14 protein-coding genes are annotated in these 20700 nt (G+C 67.1%); 8 read left to right on the top strand and 6 right to left on the bottom strand.

Annotated elements, in window-relative coordinates:
- The first annotated feature begins 307 nt into the window (after positions 1 to 307).
- Entirely contained in the window at positions 308 to 754 is a 447-nt protein-coding gene (locus IF188_RS05760; RefSeq protein WP_191170840.1) for a very short patch repair endonuclease, read from the top strand.
- A gap of 373 nt (positions 755 to 1127) precedes the next feature.
- On the opposite strand, the gene IF188_RS05755 is transcribed toward IF188_RS05760, so the two are convergent.
- The 6 genes from IF188_RS05755 to IF188_RS05730 form a co-directional block, all read right to left on the bottom strand.
- Positions 1128 to 2363, bottom strand: a complete 1236-nt coding sequence (locus IF188_RS05755) for an ROK family transcriptional regulator (protein ID WP_191170839.1) — start codon at positions 2361 to 2363, stop codon at positions 1128 to 1130.
- Between the two features lie 17 nt (positions 2364 to 2380).
- The gene (locus IF188_RS05750) at positions 2381 to 3814 is read right to left on the bottom strand and encodes a glycoside hydrolase family 5 protein (RefSeq protein ID WP_191170838.1); all 1434 of its coding nucleotides are present in this window, start codon (positions 3812 to 3814) and stop codon (positions 2381 to 2383) included.
- Positions 3815 to 3822: 8 nt separating this feature from the next.
- Entirely contained in the window at positions 3823 to 4710 is an 888-nt protein-coding gene (locus IF188_RS05745; RefSeq protein ID WP_191170837.1) for a carbohydrate ABC transporter permease, read from the bottom strand.
- The gene (locus tag IF188_RS05740; protein WP_191170836.1) at positions 4697 to 5575 is read right to left on the bottom strand and encodes a carbohydrate ABC transporter permease; all 879 of its coding nucleotides are present in this window, start codon (positions 5573 to 5575) and stop codon (positions 4697 to 4699) included. The genes IF188_RS05745 and IF188_RS05740 overlap by 14 nt, the downstream gene beginning before the upstream one ends.
- Positions 5576 to 5635: 60 nt before the next feature.
- On the bottom strand, positions 5636 to 6877 hold the full coding sequence (locus tag IF188_RS05735; protein ID WP_224751522.1) for an extracellular solute-binding protein: 1242 nt from the start codon (positions 6875 to 6877) through the stop codon (positions 5636 to 5638).
- 68 nt (positions 6878 to 6945) lie between these two features.
- On the bottom strand, positions 6946 to 9780 hold the full coding sequence (locus IF188_RS05730; protein ID WP_191170835.1) for a discoidin domain-containing protein: 2835 nt from the start codon (positions 9778 to 9780) through the stop codon (positions 6946 to 6948).
- Positions 9781 to 10281: 501 nt separating this feature from the next.
- Between IF188_RS05730 and IF188_RS05725 the strand changes: the two genes are divergently transcribed.
- The 7 genes from IF188_RS05725 (at position 10282) to IF188_RS05695 (ending at position 20634) form a co-directional block, all read left to right on the top strand.
- The gene (locus IF188_RS05725) at positions 10282 to 14019 is read left to right on the top strand and encodes a YobI family P-loop NTPase (RefSeq protein WP_191170834.1); all 3738 of its coding nucleotides are present in this window, start codon (positions 10282 to 10284) and stop codon (positions 14017 to 14019) included.
- A 287-nt stretch (positions 14020 to 14306) separates the two neighbouring features.
- Positions 14307 to 14753 carry a hypothetical protein gene (locus IF188_RS05720; RefSeq protein ID WP_191170833.1) on the top strand — a complete coding sequence of 149 codons (447 nt, stop codon included), beginning with the start codon at positions 14307 to 14309 and terminating at the stop codon, positions 14751 to 14753.
- 169 nt (positions 14754 to 14922) lie between these two features.
- Positions 14923 to 16191 (top strand): ATP-binding protein, encoded by a 1269-nt coding sequence (locus IF188_RS05715; RefSeq protein WP_191170832.1) that lies wholly within the window; start codon positions 14923 to 14925, stop codon positions 16189 to 16191.
- A 91-nt stretch (positions 16192 to 16282) separates the two neighbouring features.
- Complete coding sequence (purL, locus tag IF188_RS05710; protein WP_191170831.1) at positions 16283 to 18613, top strand: phosphoribosylformylglycinamidine synthase subunit PurL; 2331 nt, start codon at positions 16283 to 16285, stop codon at positions 18611 to 18613.
- A gap of 15 nt (positions 18614 to 18628) precedes the next feature.
- Positions 18629 to 18766, top strand: a complete 138-nt coding sequence (locus tag IF188_RS05705) for a hypothetical protein (protein ID WP_191170830.1) — start codon at positions 18629 to 18631, stop codon at positions 18764 to 18766.
- Between the two features lie 73 nt (positions 18767 to 18839).
- The gene (locus IF188_RS05700) at positions 18840 to 19634 is read left to right on the top strand and encodes a hypothetical protein (RefSeq protein ID WP_191170829.1); all 795 of its coding nucleotides are present in this window, start codon (positions 18840 to 18842) and stop codon (positions 19632 to 19634) included.
- 52 nt (positions 19635 to 19686) lie between these two features.
- A complete protein-coding gene (locus IF188_RS05695) occupies positions 19687 to 20634 on the top strand; it encodes a hypothetical protein (protein ID WP_318152799.1) in 948 nt (315 codons plus the stop codon).
- Positions 20635 to 20700: the final 66 nt, after the last annotated feature.

Raw genomic sequence — 20700 nt, 5'->3', positions numbered from 1 at the left:
TGACACGGATCGTGACAGCTGACACGTTTCGTGACAGCACGTGACAAGCTCGTGAGAGATTGACATGTTCCCTGACAGCTACCGGCGTGTCGCGCGTGGGCACGACATCCGGAAACCGCCTCGTTTATCAGGCTGCTCCGCACTCAGGCTGAAATTGCGGTCGATTTGCTTCGGCATCTGGCTCGAATGCGGCCCTATGGTCGGCCGCATGGGACACGATCAGGGCCTTCCAGGTCGGGGGTCCTTCCCATATCACCTCGCACAGGAGCTCTTTCCAGCGACGTCGGCCGTGTCTATCGTCGTAGCCATGACGGGAACGTCGACGTCGTGGGCGACGAGCCCCGCGACCGAGCGGTCGATGCGCTCCAAGCGCAGCCGCGACACGTCGTTGGAGCTTCGGGTGCGTCGTGCGTTGCACCGCCGCGGGCTGAGGTATCGGGTCGACTTCGCGCCGGCTCCGGGCGTGCGCACCCGAGCCGACATCGTCTTCACCCGACGGCGCGTCGCCGTGTATCTGGACGGATGCTTCTGGCACGGATGTCCCGTGCACGGCACGTCGCCGACCGCCCATGCCGACTATTGGCTCCAGAAGCTCGAGCGCAACCGCGCTCGAGACGAGGCCGTCACCGGGGCGCTAGAAGACGCCGGATGGACTGTGCTCAGGTTTTGGGAGGACGAGCCACTCGACAACGTGGTTACGCATATCGCCGAGGCGCTCGTGGACCTGAGCGGGGGCGACGACCTGATCCCGTGACGTGCGGCGCCGCGTCGAGTCCCTCGCCCGCGGAGCGGGGAAATGCGAGAGCGAAACGGGCGACGACCAGCCGACCCGCTACAGCCATGCGGGTGTGCCGCAGGCTGCAGCCTCACGTGCCCGAGACCCCGGGATGCCGTCGAGCGCCGCGGTCAATTCTCGGCTCGCTGGGCCGAGAATCTCTCGGCCATTCTGGTCACGCCCTTGCGCACCACGCTCACTCGGCGGAGACCAGATCGCTCATGCTCACCTTTCTCGCATGGCGCGAGTGAATTCTTGGCTCAGTGAGCCAAGAATTTGGCCGCTGTGATCCGAGGCGCCCCGCGTTGAGCGCTCTCACAAGCTAGCCGGACGCCGCGGTGAGGCATCGGGTTCAGCCGCGGGTGATGAGAAGGTCGCTGCGCGGGGTGTCGATGAGCGCCTCGACGGGCATGAGAGCCGATCCGAGTGCGACGGTATCGCCGCCGAAGGTGGCAGGGACGAGTTCGAATTGGGCAGCGAGGCGGTCGAGGCTGTTGCGCCTCACTGCGTCGATGATCTGGTCGCGGTGGTGCTCCATCAGCCTCATTCCGACCCAGCCGCCGAGCACGATCCTTTCGGGGTTGGTGAGGTTTACCATGCTTCCCAACGCGGCCCCGAGCGCGTCGATCCCCGCGTCCACGACCTCGGTTGCCGCAGGGTCGCTCTGTGAGGCATCCAGCAGCGCGCCGATCGCGTGCCACCCCGTGCCTTCGAATTCTCCGCCTCGCCGTCGCCACGCCTCCAACAGCGCGTCGGCGCCGATGTATGCCTCGACGCAACCGCGCTGTCCGCATCGGCATACCTCGCCGTCGTAGCGGATCTTGGTGTGCCCCCACTCGGTGGCACCGCTGTACGCGCCGCGGTAGAGCTCGCCCCCCGTGATGATTCCCAGTCCGACGCCGCGACCGAGGAGGGCGACCAGAGCATGATCGATACCGCGCGCGGCGCCGTACCAGAGCTCGGCGCGGGCCTGCGTCTTGGCGCCGTTGTCGGCGAACACGGGAAGCCGGTCGTCGAGCCCGGCGGGGATGGGTTGCGGGTCCCAGCCGAGGCTCTGCGCGTACAGGGTCTGTTCTCCCGTGGCGGACTCTTCGACGACTCCGGGAAGGCCTAAGCCGATGCCGAGGACGCGGCCCCATCGCTCGGAGTTGCGGGTGCGCAGAGCGTCGACTGCTTCCCGGAGGTCGCGTTGGATGTCGTCGGGCGACTCCTGTCGCTGCCCGCCACGGAACTCGCGGTCCACCATCTGCAAGCTGAGGTCGAAGAGTTCGACGGCGACTCCCCGCTCTCCGACGTCCACGCCGATCGCGTACGCGCCGTCGACGTTCGGGGAGAGTACCGCGATCGGGCGTCCGCCGCGTGATGCCATCGAGCCGTTCTCGACCACGAGTCCGTCGTCGATCAGCTCCGCAGCGATGTTGGCCGCAGATGCCACCGAGAGGCCGCAGCTGCGCGCGAGGTCGGCCCTCGTGGTCTCGCGTTCGCGAAGGATGAACCGCAACGCCGCGGCGCGGTTGTGATGCCGCAGCGACGTGACCGTCGCCGACTCACGACCGCCGGTGTCGCCGCGGGAGTCGCGCGGTCTCATGGTTCGAAGATAGCCGGTCACACCGCGACCTCGACGCCACGCACCCGCACCCTGTCCACCGCGTGCAGGGTGAGGTTTCCCGCATCCCATCGGGCAGTGACGGCGTCGGCAGGGTCCGCGTGGACCCGGATCTCGCGCGGCTCATCCGAGAGCGCGAACCCCAACCGCTGCCCGGCCGCCAGCGTCACCGCGGCGACCTCGCCGGCGTTGTGGCGAGACTCGTCGGTGTTGCTCCAGAACCCGTCGGGCACGACAGCACCGAGGAGGTCTTCGATGGACGCCTCCTCCTCATCCCGCACCCCTGCCCATCCGGGGAGCTGACGCACCGTCCGGCCGAACAGCGCGTCCACGATCTCGGTGCGCAGGTCGCAGTTCGAGGCGGCGACCGCATCCAGGAACTCGTCGAGGATTCGCCGGGCCCGTTCAGGCGATGGCGTCCTCGCCGGATCGGCGATGACGTCCCACTCGTGTGGTGGCTTGGCCGACATCGGCGACGTCACAGTGTCGAGCTTCTTCCACGGCCAGAAGTTCCAGCCGATGTCGTGACGTTCGTACAGCCGGGTCGCGGCGAAGACCCACGCCGGGGAGTTCTCACCGCCTTCGCCCATGTAGATGGGTACGTCAAGTTCATCCCGAAGCCGCAGGAACGCGTCGATGCTGGTCTCGTCGGGCGGGCACCAGTAGCGGTGGAACTGCACGACTTCGTTCTCGTCGAACCGCGTCGAGACCGGGTCGGGGTTGGTGGCCCAGTGGCTCCCTTCGTACATGATGAGGTGGCGGTCGTCGACTTCGCGGATGGCGGAGGTGAGCTGTCGATAGAGCTCGACCAGCTCGTCGGCGTAGCGGTGCTGCCACTTTCCGGGGAGTGGCTCGTTGAGCAGGTCGTAGCCGAGCACCGCGTCGCGGTCGGCATATCGCTTGGCGAGCTCACGCCACAGGGCGATCGTGTGGCGCCGATGGTCGGCAGACATGAACAGCTCGGGCTTGCCGTGGGGCGAGTCATCGATGTTCGTGCCCGTCTGCCCGCCGGGCGCGCCGTGCAGGTCGAGCAGGATGCGCAGTCCGAACCGCTCGCTCCATGTGACCGCGCGCTCGATGAGCTCGAACCCGGACTCGCGCAGACCGCCGGCGTCGTCGATGAGCCCCCGTGCGTTGATCGGCAGACGTACGTGGTCGAACCCGAGACGGGCGATGAGGGCGAAGTCGTCCTCCGCGATGAACGTATCCGCGAAGCGTCGCCAGAACTCTGCGGCGTGGTCCGGTCCGACCAGCTGTTGGATGCGTCGCTCGATCAGGCGGGGCGAGGCCTGCTCGTCGCCGAACTTCCACATGTACCCCTCGGGGAGGAGCCAGTTGCCCAGGCCGACGCCTCGCAGCAGCAGCGGGCCGGCGTCGTCGACGAGGCGCGCTCCTTCGGCTCGGACCACTCCCGGACGAAATAGGCGTGTCATCGGCATCCTCACTTGAGACCTGAAAGGGCGAAGCCCTGTACGACGTAGCGCTGGAAGACGACGAAGACGATGAGGATTGGGACGACCATCAGGGTCGACGCGGCCATCTGCAGCGAGGGGTTGGTGGCGATCTGCTGGTTGAGGAGCGACAGCCCGACCGAGAGCGTGTAGAGGTTCTGGTCGTTCGCGATGATGAGCGGCCAGAGGAAGCTGTTCCACCCCGCGATGAAGGTCAGCACGACCTGCACCGCGAGGATCGGGCCCGACATGGGCAGCACGATGCGGAAGAAGATGCGCCACTCGCCTGCCCCGTCGATGCGGGCGGCCTCGAGCACCTCGGTCGGGATCGTCGTCATGAACTGGCGGAACAAGAACACCGCGAACCCCGACACCAGCATGGGCAGCGCGATCCCGATGAGCGTGTTCGTCAGCTTCATGCCGTTGAGGATGAGGTAGCTCGGGATCATCGTGACCTGGCCGGGGATCATCATCGTCACCAGCACCAGGAAGAACAGGGCGTCGCGCCCGGGGAACGAGAACTTCGCGAACCCGTAGCCCGCGGCAGCCATCAGAAGCAGGCCCACCATGCAGATCGCGACGATCAGGAGCGTGTTGACCAGGTAGCGGCCGAAGTCGAGCTGCGCGAAGAGCTCGACGTAGTACTCGAACGTCGGCTGCTGCGGCAGCAGCTGCGGCGGGTACGCGACGGACTCGCTGCGGGGCTTGACCGACGCGAACGCCATCCATAGGAACGGGAACGCCGTCACCAGCGCGCCGACGGCCAGGAACGCCCCGATCACGATCGTGCCGGTGCGCCCTCGTGACGCACGACGGCGACGCTCGGGCTCGGCGGAGATCTGTCGGGTTCCGCGGATCAGCAGCTCAGTAGTCGACATCGGCCCTCCTCAGTCGCAGCTGGGTGACGGTGACGGCTGCGATGATCGCGAAGAGCACGACCGAGCCGGCGCTGGCGTACCCGAACTGGCTCGACGAGAACCCCTCCTGGTAGAGGAAGAGCGAGATCGACGTCGAGGCGCCGAGCGGTCCGCCCTTGGTAAGCACGAAGGGCTCGTCGAAGAACTGCAGCCACGCGATGATCGTCGTGATCGTCACAAAGAAGATCGCGAAGCGCAGCAGCGGGATGACGATGGACACGGTGCGCCGAAGACCCGAGGCGCCGTCGATCGCTGCCGCCTCCAGATACTCCTTGGGCACGCCCTGGAGGGCCGCGAGGAAGATGATGATGTTGAGCCCGAGCCCTCGCCACACCGCGACGAGGACGACGGAGAACTTGACCACGACAGGATCCGACAGCCATGGGACCGGCGGCAGCCCGATCAGCGACAGCAGGTAGTTGAAGAGGCCGAACTGGGTGTTGAACAGGTAGCCCCAGACCAGGGCGATGGCGACGATCGCCGTGATCGCGGGCACGAAATAGAAGGAACGCAGCATCCGGAAGAAGCGCCCCTGCGAGCGGTTGAGTGCGAGCGCGACGACCAGCGACACCGCGATGACGCTCGGGACTCCGAGGATCGCGAAGACGGCGGTGTTGCCGAGGGCCTGCCAGAACGCGGCATCCGCAAGCAGCGCTTCGTAGTTGGCGGCGCCGATGAATTGGATGCGCGACCAGTCGCCCAGGCCGGCGAGGTTCATGTCAGTGAAGCTCACCACGAGCGCGACCGCGATCGGCAGGACGCCGAAGGCGATGAGCAGCAGCATCGCCGGCGTGATGAACACGTAGGGCGTGAGTCGGGTCTTCATGTCCTCATAGTCAGGGAACGGGGTGGTGCCGAGCGCACCACCCCGCACCCCGGTTCGATCTCAGTTGGCCGGTGTTCCGGCCGTGGTCGTGAACAGTGTCTCCATCGCGGCGTCTCGGTCCGCGCCGGTGAGCACGATCGAGTTCAGCGCGTCCAGCAGCGCCTTCCCCGTCTCGCCGTCCCAGTTGGGCACGAGCGGCAGCAACCGCGAGTTCGCGAGCTGCTCGGAGTACACCGCGACGAGCGGGTCGGTGGTGAGCGCGTCGTCGGCGAGCGCCGCTTTGACCGTCGGCAGCTGGCCGTCCAGCTCGTACCACTGGACCTGGACCTCGGGCTGCGAGAGATAGTCGAGCAGTTCGAGCGCTCCGGACTGGTTGTCGGTCGCGCCCCACACTCCGAGGTTCGAGCCGGCCAGCAGCGACGTGCTGTCGGTCCCCGCAGGGACCGTGGTGACGTCCCACTTGCCGTCGAGTTCGGGGGCGGCGTCCTTGATCGCAGCCCCCAGGTAGGGGCCGCTGACCAGCATCGGAGTGATGCCCGACACGAAGCCCTGCGTCTGATCGAAGTCGCTGTTGGTCGGCACGCTGCCGTCGGCGTAGAGCCCGGTGTACAGGTCGACGGCCTGCGCGAATTCGGGGGTGTCGAAGTCGATTGCGCCGTCGGCGACGATGTCGCCGCCCTGGTCCCACGTCATCACGACAGGTAGGGCGCTGTCCCACTGGGGAATGTAGTACCCGTACTGCCCGTCGCCCCGATCCGCGAGGGTCTTCGCCGCCTCGCGCAGCTCGTCCCACGTCGCGGGGGGTGTGTCGATCCCCGCCTCGGCGAGGATGTCGGACCGGTAGAACAGCACACGCGTGTCGGACACCCAGGGGGCCGAGACGATCTTGCCGTCGATCGCGGTCGCGTCGCCGGCGATGCCGTCGATGAAGTTGGATGCCGCGAGGTTCGGGTAGTCGGCGATCGTCTTGTCATCGAGCGTGAGCAGGGCGCCGCTGTCGGCATAGGTCCGCAGCTTCGAGAGCCCGATCTGCAAGACATCCGGGCCCTCACCGGACGCGACGGCCGTCGTGAACTTCTGATCGACGCTGTCCCAGGGGATTGCGACGGTCTCGACGTCGATGCCGCTGTCCTTCTCGAACGGCGCGATGAGGGTGTCGAAGTGCTCGGAGCTGTCGCCCATGACCCATACGGTGAGTTCGCCGTCCTCCGCGTCCGAGGGGCTGTCGCCGGACGAGGAGCACCCGGCCAGGCCGAGTGTGAGCACGCCTGCACTCGCGACGAGCCAGTGCATTCTCTTCATTGAGGTTTCCTTTCGGGTGGTGGTGCCCGGCGGCGCTTTCGGCGCCGCCGGGAGGGAGAAGCGGCGGATCAGTACGACGAGTAGACGGTGATCTCGTCGATCGTCCACCACTGGGGTGCCGTTCCGGTCTGGGTGATCCGGATGTAGCGGGCCGTCGTCGGAGCGATCGAGATCGGCCGCTTCCAGCCGTACGCGATGCCCGTCGCCGCGGTCGTCCAGCTGGTGCCGTTCGTCGAAACCTCCACGGTGAACCCGCGGGGGTAGTCCCATCGGGACCCGCTGGCGGTCTGGACGGTGACCATGGCGACGGTCTGGGCCGATCCCATGTCGATCCGGTACCACTCGCCGCCGGCCATCGCCTGACCGCTCTGCCACGACGTGCCGTTCGCGCCGTCGATGCCCGCCGCCGTGGATGACCCGGAAGCCGTCGACGAGGCCGTCGCCGTCCAGCCGCTGTGGCTGACCGCGGTCGGGGAGAACGTGCCCAGACCGCCGGCGTACTTCGAGATCGTCGCGATGAACCGCGTGTTCGCGGTGAAGTTCGCGGTGCCGAACTGGCCGAGCTTGGCCTGGTACGTCGCGGCGTCGTCGCTGTTGATTACCGGGACCGGCTTCTGGTTGTTGTAGTACATGCCCCAGTACGCGAACCCGTCGCCGGCGGTGCCCTTGACCTTGTAGGTCCAGTTCGACCACGAGACGTTCGCGGCATTGAGCCCCGCCATGAACCGCGCCCACACGTCGTCGTTGTAGTACAGCGAGTACTCGCCGTAGTAGATCGGGACGCCGGGGTTCGACAGCTTCGCGGCGAGGCCGCCCAGCTCGTTCGTCACCAGCTGGTTCTGCGCGGTCCAGTCCTTCGAGTTGGGCATGTCGTACGGGTGGTACTCGTAGACGACGTTCGTCCAGCCATAGGTCGACGGCGACGCGATGGCGTTCAGCCCGAAGAAGGCGCCGAGGAAGATCGCATGGTCCGGGTCGATCGCCCGCACCGCGTCGTAGAGCCGGTCGTAGTAGTCGCTCTTCTGCGCAACGTCCGCGGCATCCTCTCCGTAGTCGATCAGCGGCTCGTTGATAAGGTCGTACCCGGCGACGGCGGGGTTGCCCTCGTAGCGGGTCGCGATGGCCTCCCAGATGTCCTCGACCCAGTCCTGGGATGTCGCGCTGCCCCAGAATCCGTTCGGGTTCGGGCCGATACGGCCACAGGAACCCCACGGGCAGCCGCCACCGGGAACGGTGTGGAGGTCGAGGAGCACGTAGATGCCGCGTGCCGCAGCTTGGTCAACGACCCAGTCGATCTTCGTCCAGGGGTTGGACTTCCAGGTGCCGTCGAGGTTGAGGAAGACGTTCCACCCGATGGGGACGCGCAGGAAGTTCATGCCCGCCGCCTGGATGTTGTCGAGGTCGGCGGCGGTGAACCACGTGTCCTGGTGCGTCGCCACGATCGATGCCGTGGTGCCTGTGCCGAAGCGTGACGTCATCGTGCGCGTGAGGGAGTAGTCGTCGTTGTAGAGCCCAGCGGTGACCTCTCCGATCGACCACCAGTTGCCCGCCGACCCGGTCTGCGTCAGCCGGAAGTACCGTGCCGCCTGAGCGACGAATCCGATCGTGGTGGCCTTGCGGGTTCCCACGCCGGTGGCCACCGAAGTCCACGAGGAGCCGTCGCGCGACAGTTCGAGCGTATAGCCGCGTGCCCAGTCGTCCTCGTCGGTTGCGTTCTTCGCGGTGTCGGTGGTGACGTTGTTGAGGGTGACCAACGCGCCCATGTCCACAGTGAAGGACTGCCCCGGCGTCTGCGCGGCGCCCGTGGTCCAGCGCGTCGCGGTGTTCGCGTCGAGCATGAGGGACGGGGATGCCCCCACCGACGCCGTCACGCCCCATCCGCCGCGGTCGACGGCGGTGCCTGCCTGGATAGCGAGCTCGGCGACCGACCACCACTGGCCGGAGGTCCCGTTGGACACGACACGCAGGTAGCGCCCGTTCTTGGTGCCCTGGAAGTCGGCTTGCACGATGCGGTTGGTGCCGTAGCCGCTGGCTACCTGCGTCCAGTTGGTGTTGTCGTATGACGTGAACACGTCCCAGATGCGGGGGTAGTCGTTGGCAGTCGCGGCACCCGCATCTAGTAGGAGCTTGTCCATGTCGACGTTGCGGCCGAGGTCGATCGTGAGTGTCTGCCCGGGCACCTGCGCCGAGCCCGACTGCCACACCGTAGACACGTTCCCGTCGAGCGTCATCCCGGCGGTCGTTCCCGGGGCGCTGGACGATGCGGTCGCGGTGTGTGTGCCGTTGTGCAGCGCGGGGTCGCTGAAGAGGTTGATCTCGCCCACCGACCATGGGGTCGAGGCGGTGCCCGTCTGGCTCACGCGGACGTAGCGTGCCACTTGGGGGGCGAAGCGGATCGTCGTCACGCCATCCGTACCCGGCTGCGTCGCGACGCTGGTCCACGTGGTGCCGTTGGTTGAGGTCTCCACGTTGACCGCGCGGGGCCATTGACCCGCGGTCGGGTTGTCGATAGCGATCCGGTTGAAGAGCGTGTTCGCGCCGAGGTCGAGGCGGATCCACTCGGTGCCGGACTGGTTGGCGCCGGTCGTCCACGCCGAGGTTCCGGAGCCGTCGAGCGCATTGCCTGCGGTGCCGGACGATGCGGTCGCCGACCAGCCAGTGCGGTCAGCCGCGAACTCGCCGAGTGGCGACATCCAGTCTTCCTGCGTCAACCACCCGCCGATGTTCGTGCCACGAAGATTGACCGTGGCACCCGTGCCGGAGTTGGTCTTGAGGACGTTGCCGCTCGCCTTGAGAAAGTCGGCCGCGGTCAGGGGTGCGGCATTGGCCGCCTGGACGGGAGCCAGCTCCGTGCCGATCAACGCAGCGATGGCCACCACCGCTGCAAGAGCCGTTCTCTTCACGATCCTCCTCGATCCTGAAAGCGCCCGCGCCGGGCACAGTCAGTCTGAAGAATCCAGGCGGCTTTGTCAATGCCTTGTAATAAGTTCTTTAGATAGTTCTTCCGGGCACGCCTGATCACCGAGTCCGCCGCGTCAGCGAGTCGAATGTCGGTGCCGTCCACGGCCCGACGAGCTGATCCTCACTTCTTGATCGGCAACGCCCGCCGGAATCCAGCAGTCGTGAGATGGTCGACCCTCGGATCGAACGCAGGTCGTCCGTGGCTGCGCGTCGCCGAGCACGACTCGCCCTCACGTGACCTGCTGTCGGACGTTGAGCGGCATCGGCGACTGGATTCGGGAGTGTTGGGGTCTTGCCCGCCATCCTCGCAATGTCCGAACGAAGGTCACGACTGGACTGCTAGCCGTCCCTCGTCAACGACAAAGATGCGCAGGGCGGTCCACGCACGACATCCAGTGCGTGCTATGGCTCTCACCGTCGGCGGGTCTCGGTAGCATCCGGCTATGCCCGACGCTCCGCTGCCAGCCGTTGAGAATCCGATCACTCTGAGGAGCCTGGCGCCGAGCTATGACGAGCAGCGGCACGGCGTGTACGTCACCGCGGTTGTCAGGGCGCTCCGCGAGCAGGACGACGTCCGGAACATCGCCTTGACGGGCGCGTACGGGACCGGTAAGAGCAGCGTCCTCAGACGCCTCACCGAGATGCCGGAGTTCCAGGGCCGGGTGCTCGAGCTGTCCCTGTCGACCGTCGGAGTGGCACAGGAGCGGCCCGAGGGCGAGTCCGATACGAATCCGGCGGCCTGGACGAAGACGAACCTGATCCAGAAGGAGATCGTCAAGCAGATCCTGTACCGGGACGCGCCCGAGAAGACCCGCGGCTCCAGGTTTCGTCGGCTGTCGCAGTTTCGCTGGGAACGCGAGGTGGGTGTCGCATTCGGCCTCGGCGCGCTGCTGTTCGTGGTCCTCTGGATTGTCGGGCTCGCCGCTCCGCTCATGCGCGTGCTCGGGCCAGACCCGGCCGCCGGATGGTTCGTACTGGCGAACGTGGCGCTGCTGATGCTGCTTGCCGGGGTCGTCTACGCCGTTCGCTGGCTCACGCACAATCGTGTCTTTCTGGAGAAGCTGAGTGCCGGCCCCGCGACGGTGTCACTCGCCGCCACCTCGTCCAGCTACTTCGACCAGTACATGGACGAGATCGTGTACTACTTCGAGAAGAGCGGGCGCGACATCGTCATCTTCGAAGACATCGACCGATTCGAGGACGTTCACATCTTCGAAACGCTCCGAGCGCTCAACACCCTCCTGAACGGATCCGAGCAGGTCCGGCGCCGCCGCCGCGTCAACCTGCCGGATCAGGCCAAGGATCGACATCGACCGGACATCAAATTCATCTATGCCCTCCGCGACAGCGTGTTCGAGAAGCTCGGAGACAACACCGACGCCGACGCCGACGCGACGGTCGGCGAGGATCAGGCGAAGGAGAGCGAGCCCGCAGCGCCCGACCAAGCAGACGACGAGGTGCGCCGCGCCAACCGCACCAAGTTCTTCGACATCGTCATCCCGATCGTCCCGTTCATCACCCACCGCAACGCGCGTGACCTCATGCTCGACGCGATGAAGGGCACCGGCGTCTCCCGCGACCTCATCAACGTAGCGGCACGGTTCGTCGCCGACATGCGACTGATCACCGACATGCGCAACGAGTACGACATCTATGCCAGCCGGCTTCTCGGCACACCCAATCAGATGCCGGGTCTCGACGCCGACCGGCTGTTCGCCATCATCCTCTACAAGTGCGTCCACATGGCCGACTTCGAAGCCATCCGCTTCGGCCACAGCGACCTCGACAAACTTCATGACGCATGGCGAAACATCGTGACCGACAGCCTCGCGGACGCGTACGACCGCGAGCGAACCGCGGCCAAACGACTCGCCCTGGACGGAGTGACGGATGCGCGAGCCCAGACACTCGGAATCCGGGCCGAACTGGTCCTTCATGCCCTGACACCGAACAAGCGCTACGTGAGCAACACCTACCTCGGCGTCGATGGGCAGCAGTTCCGAGGTGAGGAACTGCGAGACCGCGCGCTCTGGGAACGCATCGCCGGGGATCCCCCTCCGTCCGCGATCGTTATCGTCAACCCGAACACGGGTCCGCAACTATCAGTGACGAGGGATCAGCTTCAAACGCTCCTCGGGCAGCCGCTCGACCCGACGGAGTGGCAGCGGGTCGACCGCGCCGCTGAGCTGCTCGCGCAACGGTCCGCTCGGCAAGACATCGCCTTCCTCCGACACGACGAGTGGGGCGAAATGCACGATCGGCAAAAGTACCGGTCACGCCCCGCCGGCGGAAACCGCGAGAGCTTCGCCGACGCCGCCCAGCGGATCCTCCGCTCACGACTGGCACGCGCCCTGGTGGCCAGCGGCTACATCAACGACTACTACGCACTGTACGTCTCCATCTACTACGGAGAGCACCTGCGCCCCCAGGCGATCAACTACGTCGTCCACGCTCTCGATCGCGGCGTCGCCGACTTCCACTACCCGCTCGACGGCGACGACGTCGAAGCGATCATCGGCGACAAGGGCACTGACATCTTCCGTGACCGAGCCGCATACAACATCAACATCCTCGACCACCTCCTCTCAAAGCGCCCCGAAGAAGCGAAGATGATCGTCCATCAACTCACTGCCTTGGACAGCGAGGACAGCAAGTTCGGCGAGGCGTATCTGCGCGGTGGCACCCAACGGGTCCGCTTCGTCCAGCTGCTGGCACCGCTCATGCCCGAGATCATCCTCAGCTTCGTGTCCGACGCGTCGCAAGACATCCTCGCTGAGCTCGTCGACGCCGCACTCGACTACGCCGGCGAGAGCATCGAGGGCCCCCCGAACGACTGGCTCATCATCGACCACTACGAGCAATTCCCCTCGATCAGCGCAGCCGCGAACAAGGGTGATGGACTCAACCCCCGTAAGCACCGAACAATAGACGCCATCGCCAAGCTCGGCACCCGGCTCCCGGACACGACCCCGCTCACCGAGATCGCCCGCAGCCGCGTCCGGGAAGTCGGTGCGTACGAGCTCAATGCGACCAACGTCGAGGATCTGACGGGACAGTCGTCGCTGGCGCTGGACGCCATCCGGTCCAAGAGCAAGGCCGTCTACCGCGTTGCTCTGGATCGAGCGGGTGAGTACCTCGACCTCGTCGCTGCACGCGAAGGCACCCTGACCATCGAGGATCCAAACCAGTTCATTTCGATCCTCAACGAAGCACGCGAGGCAGGCGTCAACGACGAGCAACTCACTCAACTCGTCCGGCGGGCAGCGACGAACTGCCACGTCGACGACATCACCGAGGTACCAGAGCAAGTGTGGCCGGCCCTTGCCGCCACAAAACGGATGGTCCCATCCGTGCAGAACCTCCTCGCGTATCTCGACCACGTTGGAACAGTCGATGACAACATCGGCATTCTCCTCGCCCAGGTCGAAGAGATCAGCTCACCCGCCCCGGTATCGGACGTGGACGGTACTCGACTTGCGGTCGCGGTCCTCGGCGCTGCCGAAGCGATCCCTTCCCCCACGCACAGGTTGAGGCTCGCCCTGAGCTTAAACACACCGTCACCACTAGCTCCTGCCTCGGTCGCAGCCGAGAGCGGGGATCTCGCGGGCCTCATGATCGAGTCCGGCCTGCTAGCCGACGACGAAGACACATTCAGCAGCACGCTCATCGTCGACTGGCCCACCCGGGAAAGTGCACTCGCAAGATCGCAGAACGCAGCCGCATTCCTATCCCCAGCTTCTCTGCCGCCGGCTGAACTCGCGAACTTCTTCCGAAGCGTGAAGGTGCCGTCGGCGCAGAAGGGCGCAGTCTTCGCCAAGCTCAGCGCGTTCTTCTCCGGGGCAAGTCGTGACGGGATCCGCGCCGCGGCCACGTTCGCGGTTGATTCGAACGAGGACTTGATCTTCGCCGCGATCGATCAACTGCGGATCGGTGGCGTTACAGATCCGATCATCATCGCGCTACTCGCGAACTCCACCTCGATCTCGCTGGATGAACTCCGCGCCGAACTGAGAGCGCTCAACGATCCGTACCCCTCCATCGCGGATCGCGGCACGACCCGACCCCTTGTCCCGGACGACGACGCACATCGCCGCGTACTCGACCGTCTGAAAGCAGGCGCCATCGTCACCAACCACAGACCTGAACGCGGCAGACGCAGGGTCTACCTGCGGCGGCCCTAGCACGCGGGTGCACCCCCAACTGAGCGGCACGACGAAATCATGGCATCCCGCTGCTGTCACCGACCGTGTCACTACCCGAGCGAATATCGACTGCTACTTCGTGACAGCGGCTGTCAACGCGGATGTCACCCGACACCTACATCAGGGAGAGTGGCCGCTGGATACGATGCGAGGACACGCCTCGCCGGTCCGGCAGCAACATCAGCAGCGGTATGCGGCGTTGCACGCCGACGGGAGAGCGCAGACGTGCGAACCGTCAGCAGACCTGGAAGAGCACAATGAGGCGCTTGTCGACGCTTGCACTGACGGCTGCCGCTGTCATTGTCGGGATATGCGGGTGTTCCGTATCCACCGAGAGCGGGTTCGGTTTGCCGACGCTCGCTGCCGAAGCTCGGCATCTGGTCCTTGAGGCTTCCGATCGCTCGCCCGTGCCGCTTGACGGCGACCTGCGGATCGAGCCCAGTGGTTGCATGACATTCGACGACGGGTCGCGCGATGAAGACACGCATGCATGGATCATCTGGCCGGACACTGCCCATCAGGACGGTGAGTCCGTCGTTCTCGACTCTGGCAGCACACTGACGCAGGGAGACCACATCGAGGGTGCCGGCGCCTACATCGACCTCGGGGCCCTCCCGGACGCGGCAGATTCGTCGTCATACTTCGCATCGTTCGGGCGGTACTGCGGCGCTGCAGCACGGGGCGTGGTGCTGATGACCGAGGTCGGCCCCTGAGGCGACAGCCAGCCGCGGCGGAGCGACGCCCCCCGTTATCTCGCCGAGAAGCACGGCGTCTCGAAGCGTGCGATCACGACCGGGCGGGGTCAGGCATCCTGCTCAGATGTTGAATAGAAGTCCGCTCAGATGTTAGATAGATTTCCGCTCATCTGTTAGATTCACCCTCGTGGCGTACACCAGACGGGCGATCGACGACGATCTCGACGAACTTTTCCCGCATCTGGCGGCGATAGCGATCGAAGGCGCGAAAGGCGTGGGCAAGACCGCGACCGCGACGCGACGCGCGACGACGGTCATCTCCCTTAACGAGGCCAGGGATCGCGAGCTCGTCGGCAGCGATTCCGACTACATCGTCGACCGCGAGCCTCCCGTCTTCATCGATGAGTGGCAGCTCGTCCCCGATGTGTGGGAGCGCGTGCGCGTCGCCGTCGACGAGGATGCCCATGGCGGGCGATTCCTGCTCGCGGGGTCGGCCGGGGTCAGCGCCGAAACGCGGGTCCATTCCGGAGCCGGGCGCATCGTGAGAATGCACATGCGACCGTTGTCGTTCCCAGAGCGAGGGATCGTCACACCGACGGTGTCGTTGTCCTCCCTGTTCGACGGAACGAAAGACATCTCCGGACGTACCGACGTCGACGTCGAGGTCTACGTCGATGAGATCCTCCGATCCGGATTCCCCGGCATCAGGCACCTTCCCGATGCACCCCGCAGGGTCCAGCTCGACAGCTACCTGGAGCGGATCGTCGACCGCGACCTGCCTGAGAACGGCGTCTTCGTCCGCCGCCCGGCCGCTCTCCGCGCGTGGCTGAACGCGTATGCGGCCGCGACAGCCACGGACGCGTCGTATTCGACCATCCTCGATGCGGCGACGCCCGGCGAGGGAGACAAGCCGACACGTCAGACGGTCGCCGCATACCGCGAGCATCTGCACCGATTGTTCGTCCTCGACCCGCTCGAAGCTTGGCATCCTGCGCTGTCGCCCCTCAAGCGACTCACGAAGTCGCCTAAACACCACCTCGTCGATGCTGCGCTCGCGGCCCGCGTCGTCGGCGTCGGAAGAGACGGCCTCCTACGCGGCGAAGGCGAGCGCGTCGCGGCGGAATCGGGAACCTGGCTCGGCGCCCTCTTCGAATCCCTGGTGGTGCAGAGCATCCGAGCATCTCTTGGCATCGCGGGCGTACGCGCCTATCATCTGCGCACCGCGAACACGGACCATGAGATCGACCTCATCCTCGAAGGCGAAGATCGCAGAGTGATTGCCGTCGAAGTCAAACTCGCAGCCACCGTCAGCGATCACGACGTCCGCCATCTCAACTGGCTGCGGTCCGAGATCGGTGACCGCCTCGTCGACCGCGTCGTCGTGACAACGGGTCGCGACGCGTACCGGCGTCGCGACGGAGTCGCGGTGGTGCCGCTGGCCCTGCTCGGGCGCTGAGGATGCCGCGGCCGCCGGCATCCATCACCCACTTCTCACGGCGAATAGACTGGTGGGGTCCGGCATCCCCGATTCTCTGGAGCTGAGCCGCGTGACCACCCCCGCTTCCACCGCAGTCGCCGATACCGTCGAGAACGCCGTCGCCACCCCCGACAAGGAGCAGCCGTACGCGGCACTCGGGCTGAAGGACGACGAGTACCAGCAGATCAAGACGATCCTCGGTCGCCGCCCCACCTCGGGCGAGCTGGCGATGTACTCCGTGATGTGGTCGGAGCACTGCTCGTACAAGTCCTCGAAGATCTACCTGCGCCGCTTCGGCGAGAAGGTCTCAGACGAGATGAAGGAACGGCTCATGGTCGGCATGGGCCAGAACGCCGGCGTCGTCGACATCGGCGAGGGCTGGGCCGTCACCTTCAAGGTGGAGTCGCACAACCACCCGAGCTACATCGAGCCGTTCCAGGGCGCCGCCACCGGTGTCGGCGGCATCGTGCGCGACATCATCTCGATGGGCGCGCGTCCGGTCGCGGTGATGGACCAGCTGCGCTTCGGCGCCATCGACGATCCCGACACCGCACGCGTCGTGCACGGCGTGGTGAGCGGCATCTCGTTCTACGGCAACTGCCTGGGCCTTCCCAACATCGGCGGCGAGACCGTGTTCGACGCGGTCTACCAGGGCAACCCGCTCGTCAACGCCCTCGCGGTCGGCGTGCTGCGCCACGAGGACCTCAAGCTCGCCAACGCCACCGGCGCCGGCAACAAGGTCGTGCTGTTCGGCGCCCGCACGGGTGGCGACGGCATCGGCGGCGCGTCGATCCTCGCCTCCGATACGTTCTCCGAGGGCGGCCCGACCAAGCGCCCCGCCGTGCAGGTCGGCGACCCGTTCGCCGAGAAGGTGCTCATCGAGTGCTGCCTGGAGCTCTACAAGGGCGAGCTCGTCGAGGCCATCCAGGACCTCGGCGCCGCCGGCATCTCGTGCGCGACCTCGGAGCTCGCCGCCAACGGCGGTTCGGGCATGCGCGTCGACCTCGAGAACGTGCTGCTGCGCGACCCCACGCTCACGCCGGAGGAGATCCTCATGAGCGAGAGCCAGGAGCGCATGATGGCGATCGTCGCGCCCGAGAAGCTCGACGCGTTCCTGGCCGTCGTGAACAAGTGGGACGTCGAGACGAGCGTCCTCGGCGAGGTGACCGGCGACGGTCGCCTGCAGATCTTCTGGCACGGCGAAGAGATCGTGAACGTCGACCCGTCCACGGTGGCCGTCGACGGTCCGGTGTACGAGCGCCCGGTCGCCTACCCGACCTGGATCGACGCGCTGCGCGACGACTCCGCGTCGGCTCTCCCCCGCTCGACCGATGCTGCGACGCTGCGCGAGCAGTTCACCCGGCTGGTCGCGAGCCCGAACCTCGCCGACACCTCGTGGATCACGAACCAGTACGACTACTACGTGCTGGGCAACACGGCGCTGTCGTTCCCCGACGACGCCGGCATGATCCGCGTCGACGAGCACTCCGGCCTCGGCTTCGCGATCGCGACCGACTGCAACGGCCGCTACTGCCAGCTCGACCCGTACCAGGGCGCGCAGCTGGCCCTCGCCGAGGCGTACCGCAACGTGGCCGTGTCGGGCGCCGTCCCGACCGCCGTCACCGACTGCCTCAACTTCGGCAGCCCCGAGAACCCCGAGGTCATGTGGCAGTTCTCGCAGGCCGTCGACGGCCTGTCGGACGGATGCCTCGAACTCGGCGTCCCCGTCACCGGCGGCAACGTCTCGTTCTACAACCAGACCGGCGACCAGCCGATCTTCCCGACCCCGGTCGTGGGCGTCCTCGGCATCATCGACGACGTCGCGCGCCGCATCCCCTCGGGCTGGCAGGACGCGGGCGAGAACATCTACCTGCTCGGTGTGACCGCGACCGAGCTGTCGGGCTCGCAGTGGGCCGGCACGATCCACGGCCACCTGGGCGGACGCCCGCCGGCCGTCGACCTCGCCAACGAGAAGAAGCTCGCCGAGCTGCTGCACGCCGCCGGCCAGCAGTCGCTCGTGTCGTCGGCGCACGACCTCTCGTCGGGCGGTCTCGCGCAGGCCCTCGCCGAGTCGGTCATGCGCTTCGGCGTCGGCGCGCGCGTCTGGCTCGACGAGATCCAGGAGCGTGACGGAGTGGATGCCGCCACCGCCCTCTTCTCGGAGTCCACCGGCCGCGTCATCGTGAGCGTGCCCCGCGAGGACGACGTCAAGTTCCGCGGGCTGTGCGAGGGCCGGGGCTACCCGGTGCTGCGCATCGGCGTGACCGACCCCGCGGCGGACGGCGACGAGCCGGCACTCGAGGTGCAGGGCCTGTTCACCGTTCCGCTCGCCGAGCTGCGGGGCCTGTCGACCTCGACGCTGCCCGACGCCTTCGGCGCGACGGTCGTCGAGCCCGCCTGACCCTAGGATTGAGGCATGGCGGCGGACGACGACGAGTACAGCGACTTCAACGACGCACGGCAGCGCCGCGTCAAGATCGTCGCGTGGGTGACGATCGTCGCCCTCATCCTCGTCGGCGGCGGCGCGACGGTCTTCGCGCTGCTCTTCGGCTGAGCCTCGTCGAAGCCTGAGCCGCACTCAGCGCACTCCCGGCCGGCGACGCGTCGCACCGGGTTACCATGACACTGTGGAGTGGATCCTCCTCGGCTGGGCATGGGTCGTTCCGGCGGTCGCGGGCGCCGGAGCGGCGACCTACGTCGGCCTGACGACCCGAGGCCGCCGTGCCCGGCGGCTCGAGCTCGACGCCGCCCGCCACGAGGAATCGCAGGCATACCGCGAACTCGTCGCCGCCAAGGCGCGTGTGCGGGTCGCACAGGCCGACGTCATGACGGCCAAGGCGCGGGCGGCGACGCCGCAAGCCGCAGAGGCCCGCCGCGAGCTGCAGCTCGCCCGGCAGGATGAGAGATCCGCTTCGCTGGCCCTCCGCGCCAGCCGCTCGCGCGTGAAGGCCGGGTACTCGCAGTACCGCGCCGGTTCGCCCGGCGATCCGCTGCCGATCGAGCGGCTGTGGGCCGAGCATGACGCCGCCAACGCGCGCTGGCTCTCGTATGAGACCGACGTCGACAAGGCCCTGAAGTACTCGCAGGTGACCGATTCGCGGCATCCCGCGACCGTCGTGTTCCTCCGCGCGCAGCGCGAGGCGCTCACCGCACGACCCACGTTGCGCGACCGCGTGTCGCCCCAGCAGTACCTCGAGTACCGCCGTGCGGTGCGGGCGCTGCAGGCGGCGCTGGTCGAGGCGGAGCGGGCAGCCGGCGTTCCGGGCGCCGCGCCGCCGAGCGCAGCACAGGCTGCGGCGGCGACGACGGCCGCGACGATCAGCGCCGCAGCTTCGATGATCGCCGACCTCGCCGACCGCCTGCCGACCCTCATCTCGCGGCCACCCTCGAGCGCACCGTCGCGCGAGAGGCCGCCCACCTGACAGCCTGCTCCGGACCCGACACAGGGTCCCCGGCGGCCGTTAGCATGACAGGGTGGAAGAGGTCCTCGGGTCGTTCTTCGCGTGGATCGGCAGCAACTGGTGGGTCGTGTTCCCGGCTATGGGAGTCATCGGCTGGGTCGGCAGCGCCTGGGAGCGCGGTGCGCGTCTGCGCCACAAGCGACGCCTCGAGATGATCCACGCCAAGGCCGAGCTCAAATCCGCGCAGGCCGCGGCCCGCGGCAAGGCGGTGCCGGCGGCATCCCTCCCCTCCTTCACCGCGCCCACGGCGACGGTGGGCGCCGCCGACGCCCCGGCCCGCGAGACGCAGGCCACGCAGCTGGAGCGCCTGTTCGCGACGCATGACGCGGTGACGGCGCGCTGGCTGGAGTACGAGCTCGACGTCGCGAAGATCATCGCCTTCCCCGCCATGAGCGACGGCCGTCAGCCGCTGACCGCCGCGTTCCTGCGTGCCAAACGCGTCGCCGACGGGCTGCGGCCCGCCTCTGCCAAGGCCAAGCTGACGAAGGAGCAGCTGACCGAGTACCGCAACGCCGTCGCCGATTTCGAGGTCGCGTTCGATGTCGCGGAGCGCGACGCGCGACGCCTGCGCGACTCGGGATTCAGCGAGGTCGAGCGCAAGCGTCTGGACACCGCGAAGAAGCTGTTGACGGTCGCGATCGACGAGGCCGCGACGCCGGCCGAGCGGCAGCTGGCTTACCGCCGCGTGCGCGAGGAGCTCGACGGGCTCATCTCGATCTCGGACGAGGCGGTCGAGGTGCTCGAGAACAAGGTGATGCTCGAGCTCGGTCCGACCACGGCGGCTCAGCAGACGGATGCTGCCCCCGCCGCGCACCCGTCTGCCTCGGCCGCGGCACCCGAGCCCGAGCCGCTGCGCGCCCCGGCGCGCCCGAGCACGACGCCGCCCGCGCAATGGCCCGTTCCCTCACGCGGCAACGGCGACGCTCCCGGCCGCGTGATCCACCCCAAGCCCCAGCGCTGATCCCTCTCCCAGCCCCTGGTCGTTGAGCGAGCGCCAGCGAGCCGAAACGCCGCAACCCGCCCGTCG

This window comes from Microbacterium helvum (genome assembly GCF_014779795.1).
In the GTDB taxonomy this organism is placed as follows: domain Bacteria; phylum Actinomycetota; class Actinomycetes; order Actinomycetales; family Microbacteriaceae; genus Microbacterium; species Microbacterium helvum.
Note: the sequence above shows the minus strand (reverse complement) of the source record. Positions and strands in the feature narration are given on the sequence as shown.

Bases quoted from the DNA above. Each gene is read 5' to 3' on its own strand.
- IF188_RS05705 (WP_191170830.1), top strand. From the start codon at position 18,629: ATGGCGGCGGACGACGACGAGTACAGCGACTTCAACGACGCACGGCAG.
- IF188_RS05750 (WP_191170838.1), bottom strand. From the start codon at position 3,814: ATGACACGCCTATTTCGTCCGGGAGTGGTCCGAGCCGAAGGAGCGCGC.
- IF188_RS05735 (WP_224751522.1), bottom strand. From the start codon at position 6,877: ATGAAGAGAATGCACTGGCTCGTCGCGAGTGCAGGCGTGCTCACACTC.
- IF188_RS05725 (WP_191170834.1), top strand. From the start codon at position 10,282: ATGCCCGACGCTCCGCTGCCAGCCGTTGAGAATCCGATCACTCTGAGG.
- IF188_RS05760 (WP_191170840.1), top strand. From the start codon at position 308: ATGACGGGAACGTCGACGTCGTGGGCGACGAGCCCCGCGACCGAGCGG.
- IF188_RS05740 (WP_191170836.1), bottom strand. From the start codon at position 5,575: ATGAAGACCCGACTCACGCCCTACGTGTTCATCACGCCGGCGATGCTG.
- IF188_RS05745 (WP_191170837.1), bottom strand. From the start codon at position 4,710: ATGTCGACTACTGAGCTGCTGATCCGCGGAACCCGACAGATCTCCGCC.
- IF188_RS05755 (WP_191170839.1), bottom strand. From the start codon at position 2,363: ATGAGACCGCGCGACTCCCGCGGCGACACCGGCGGTCGTGAGTCGGCG.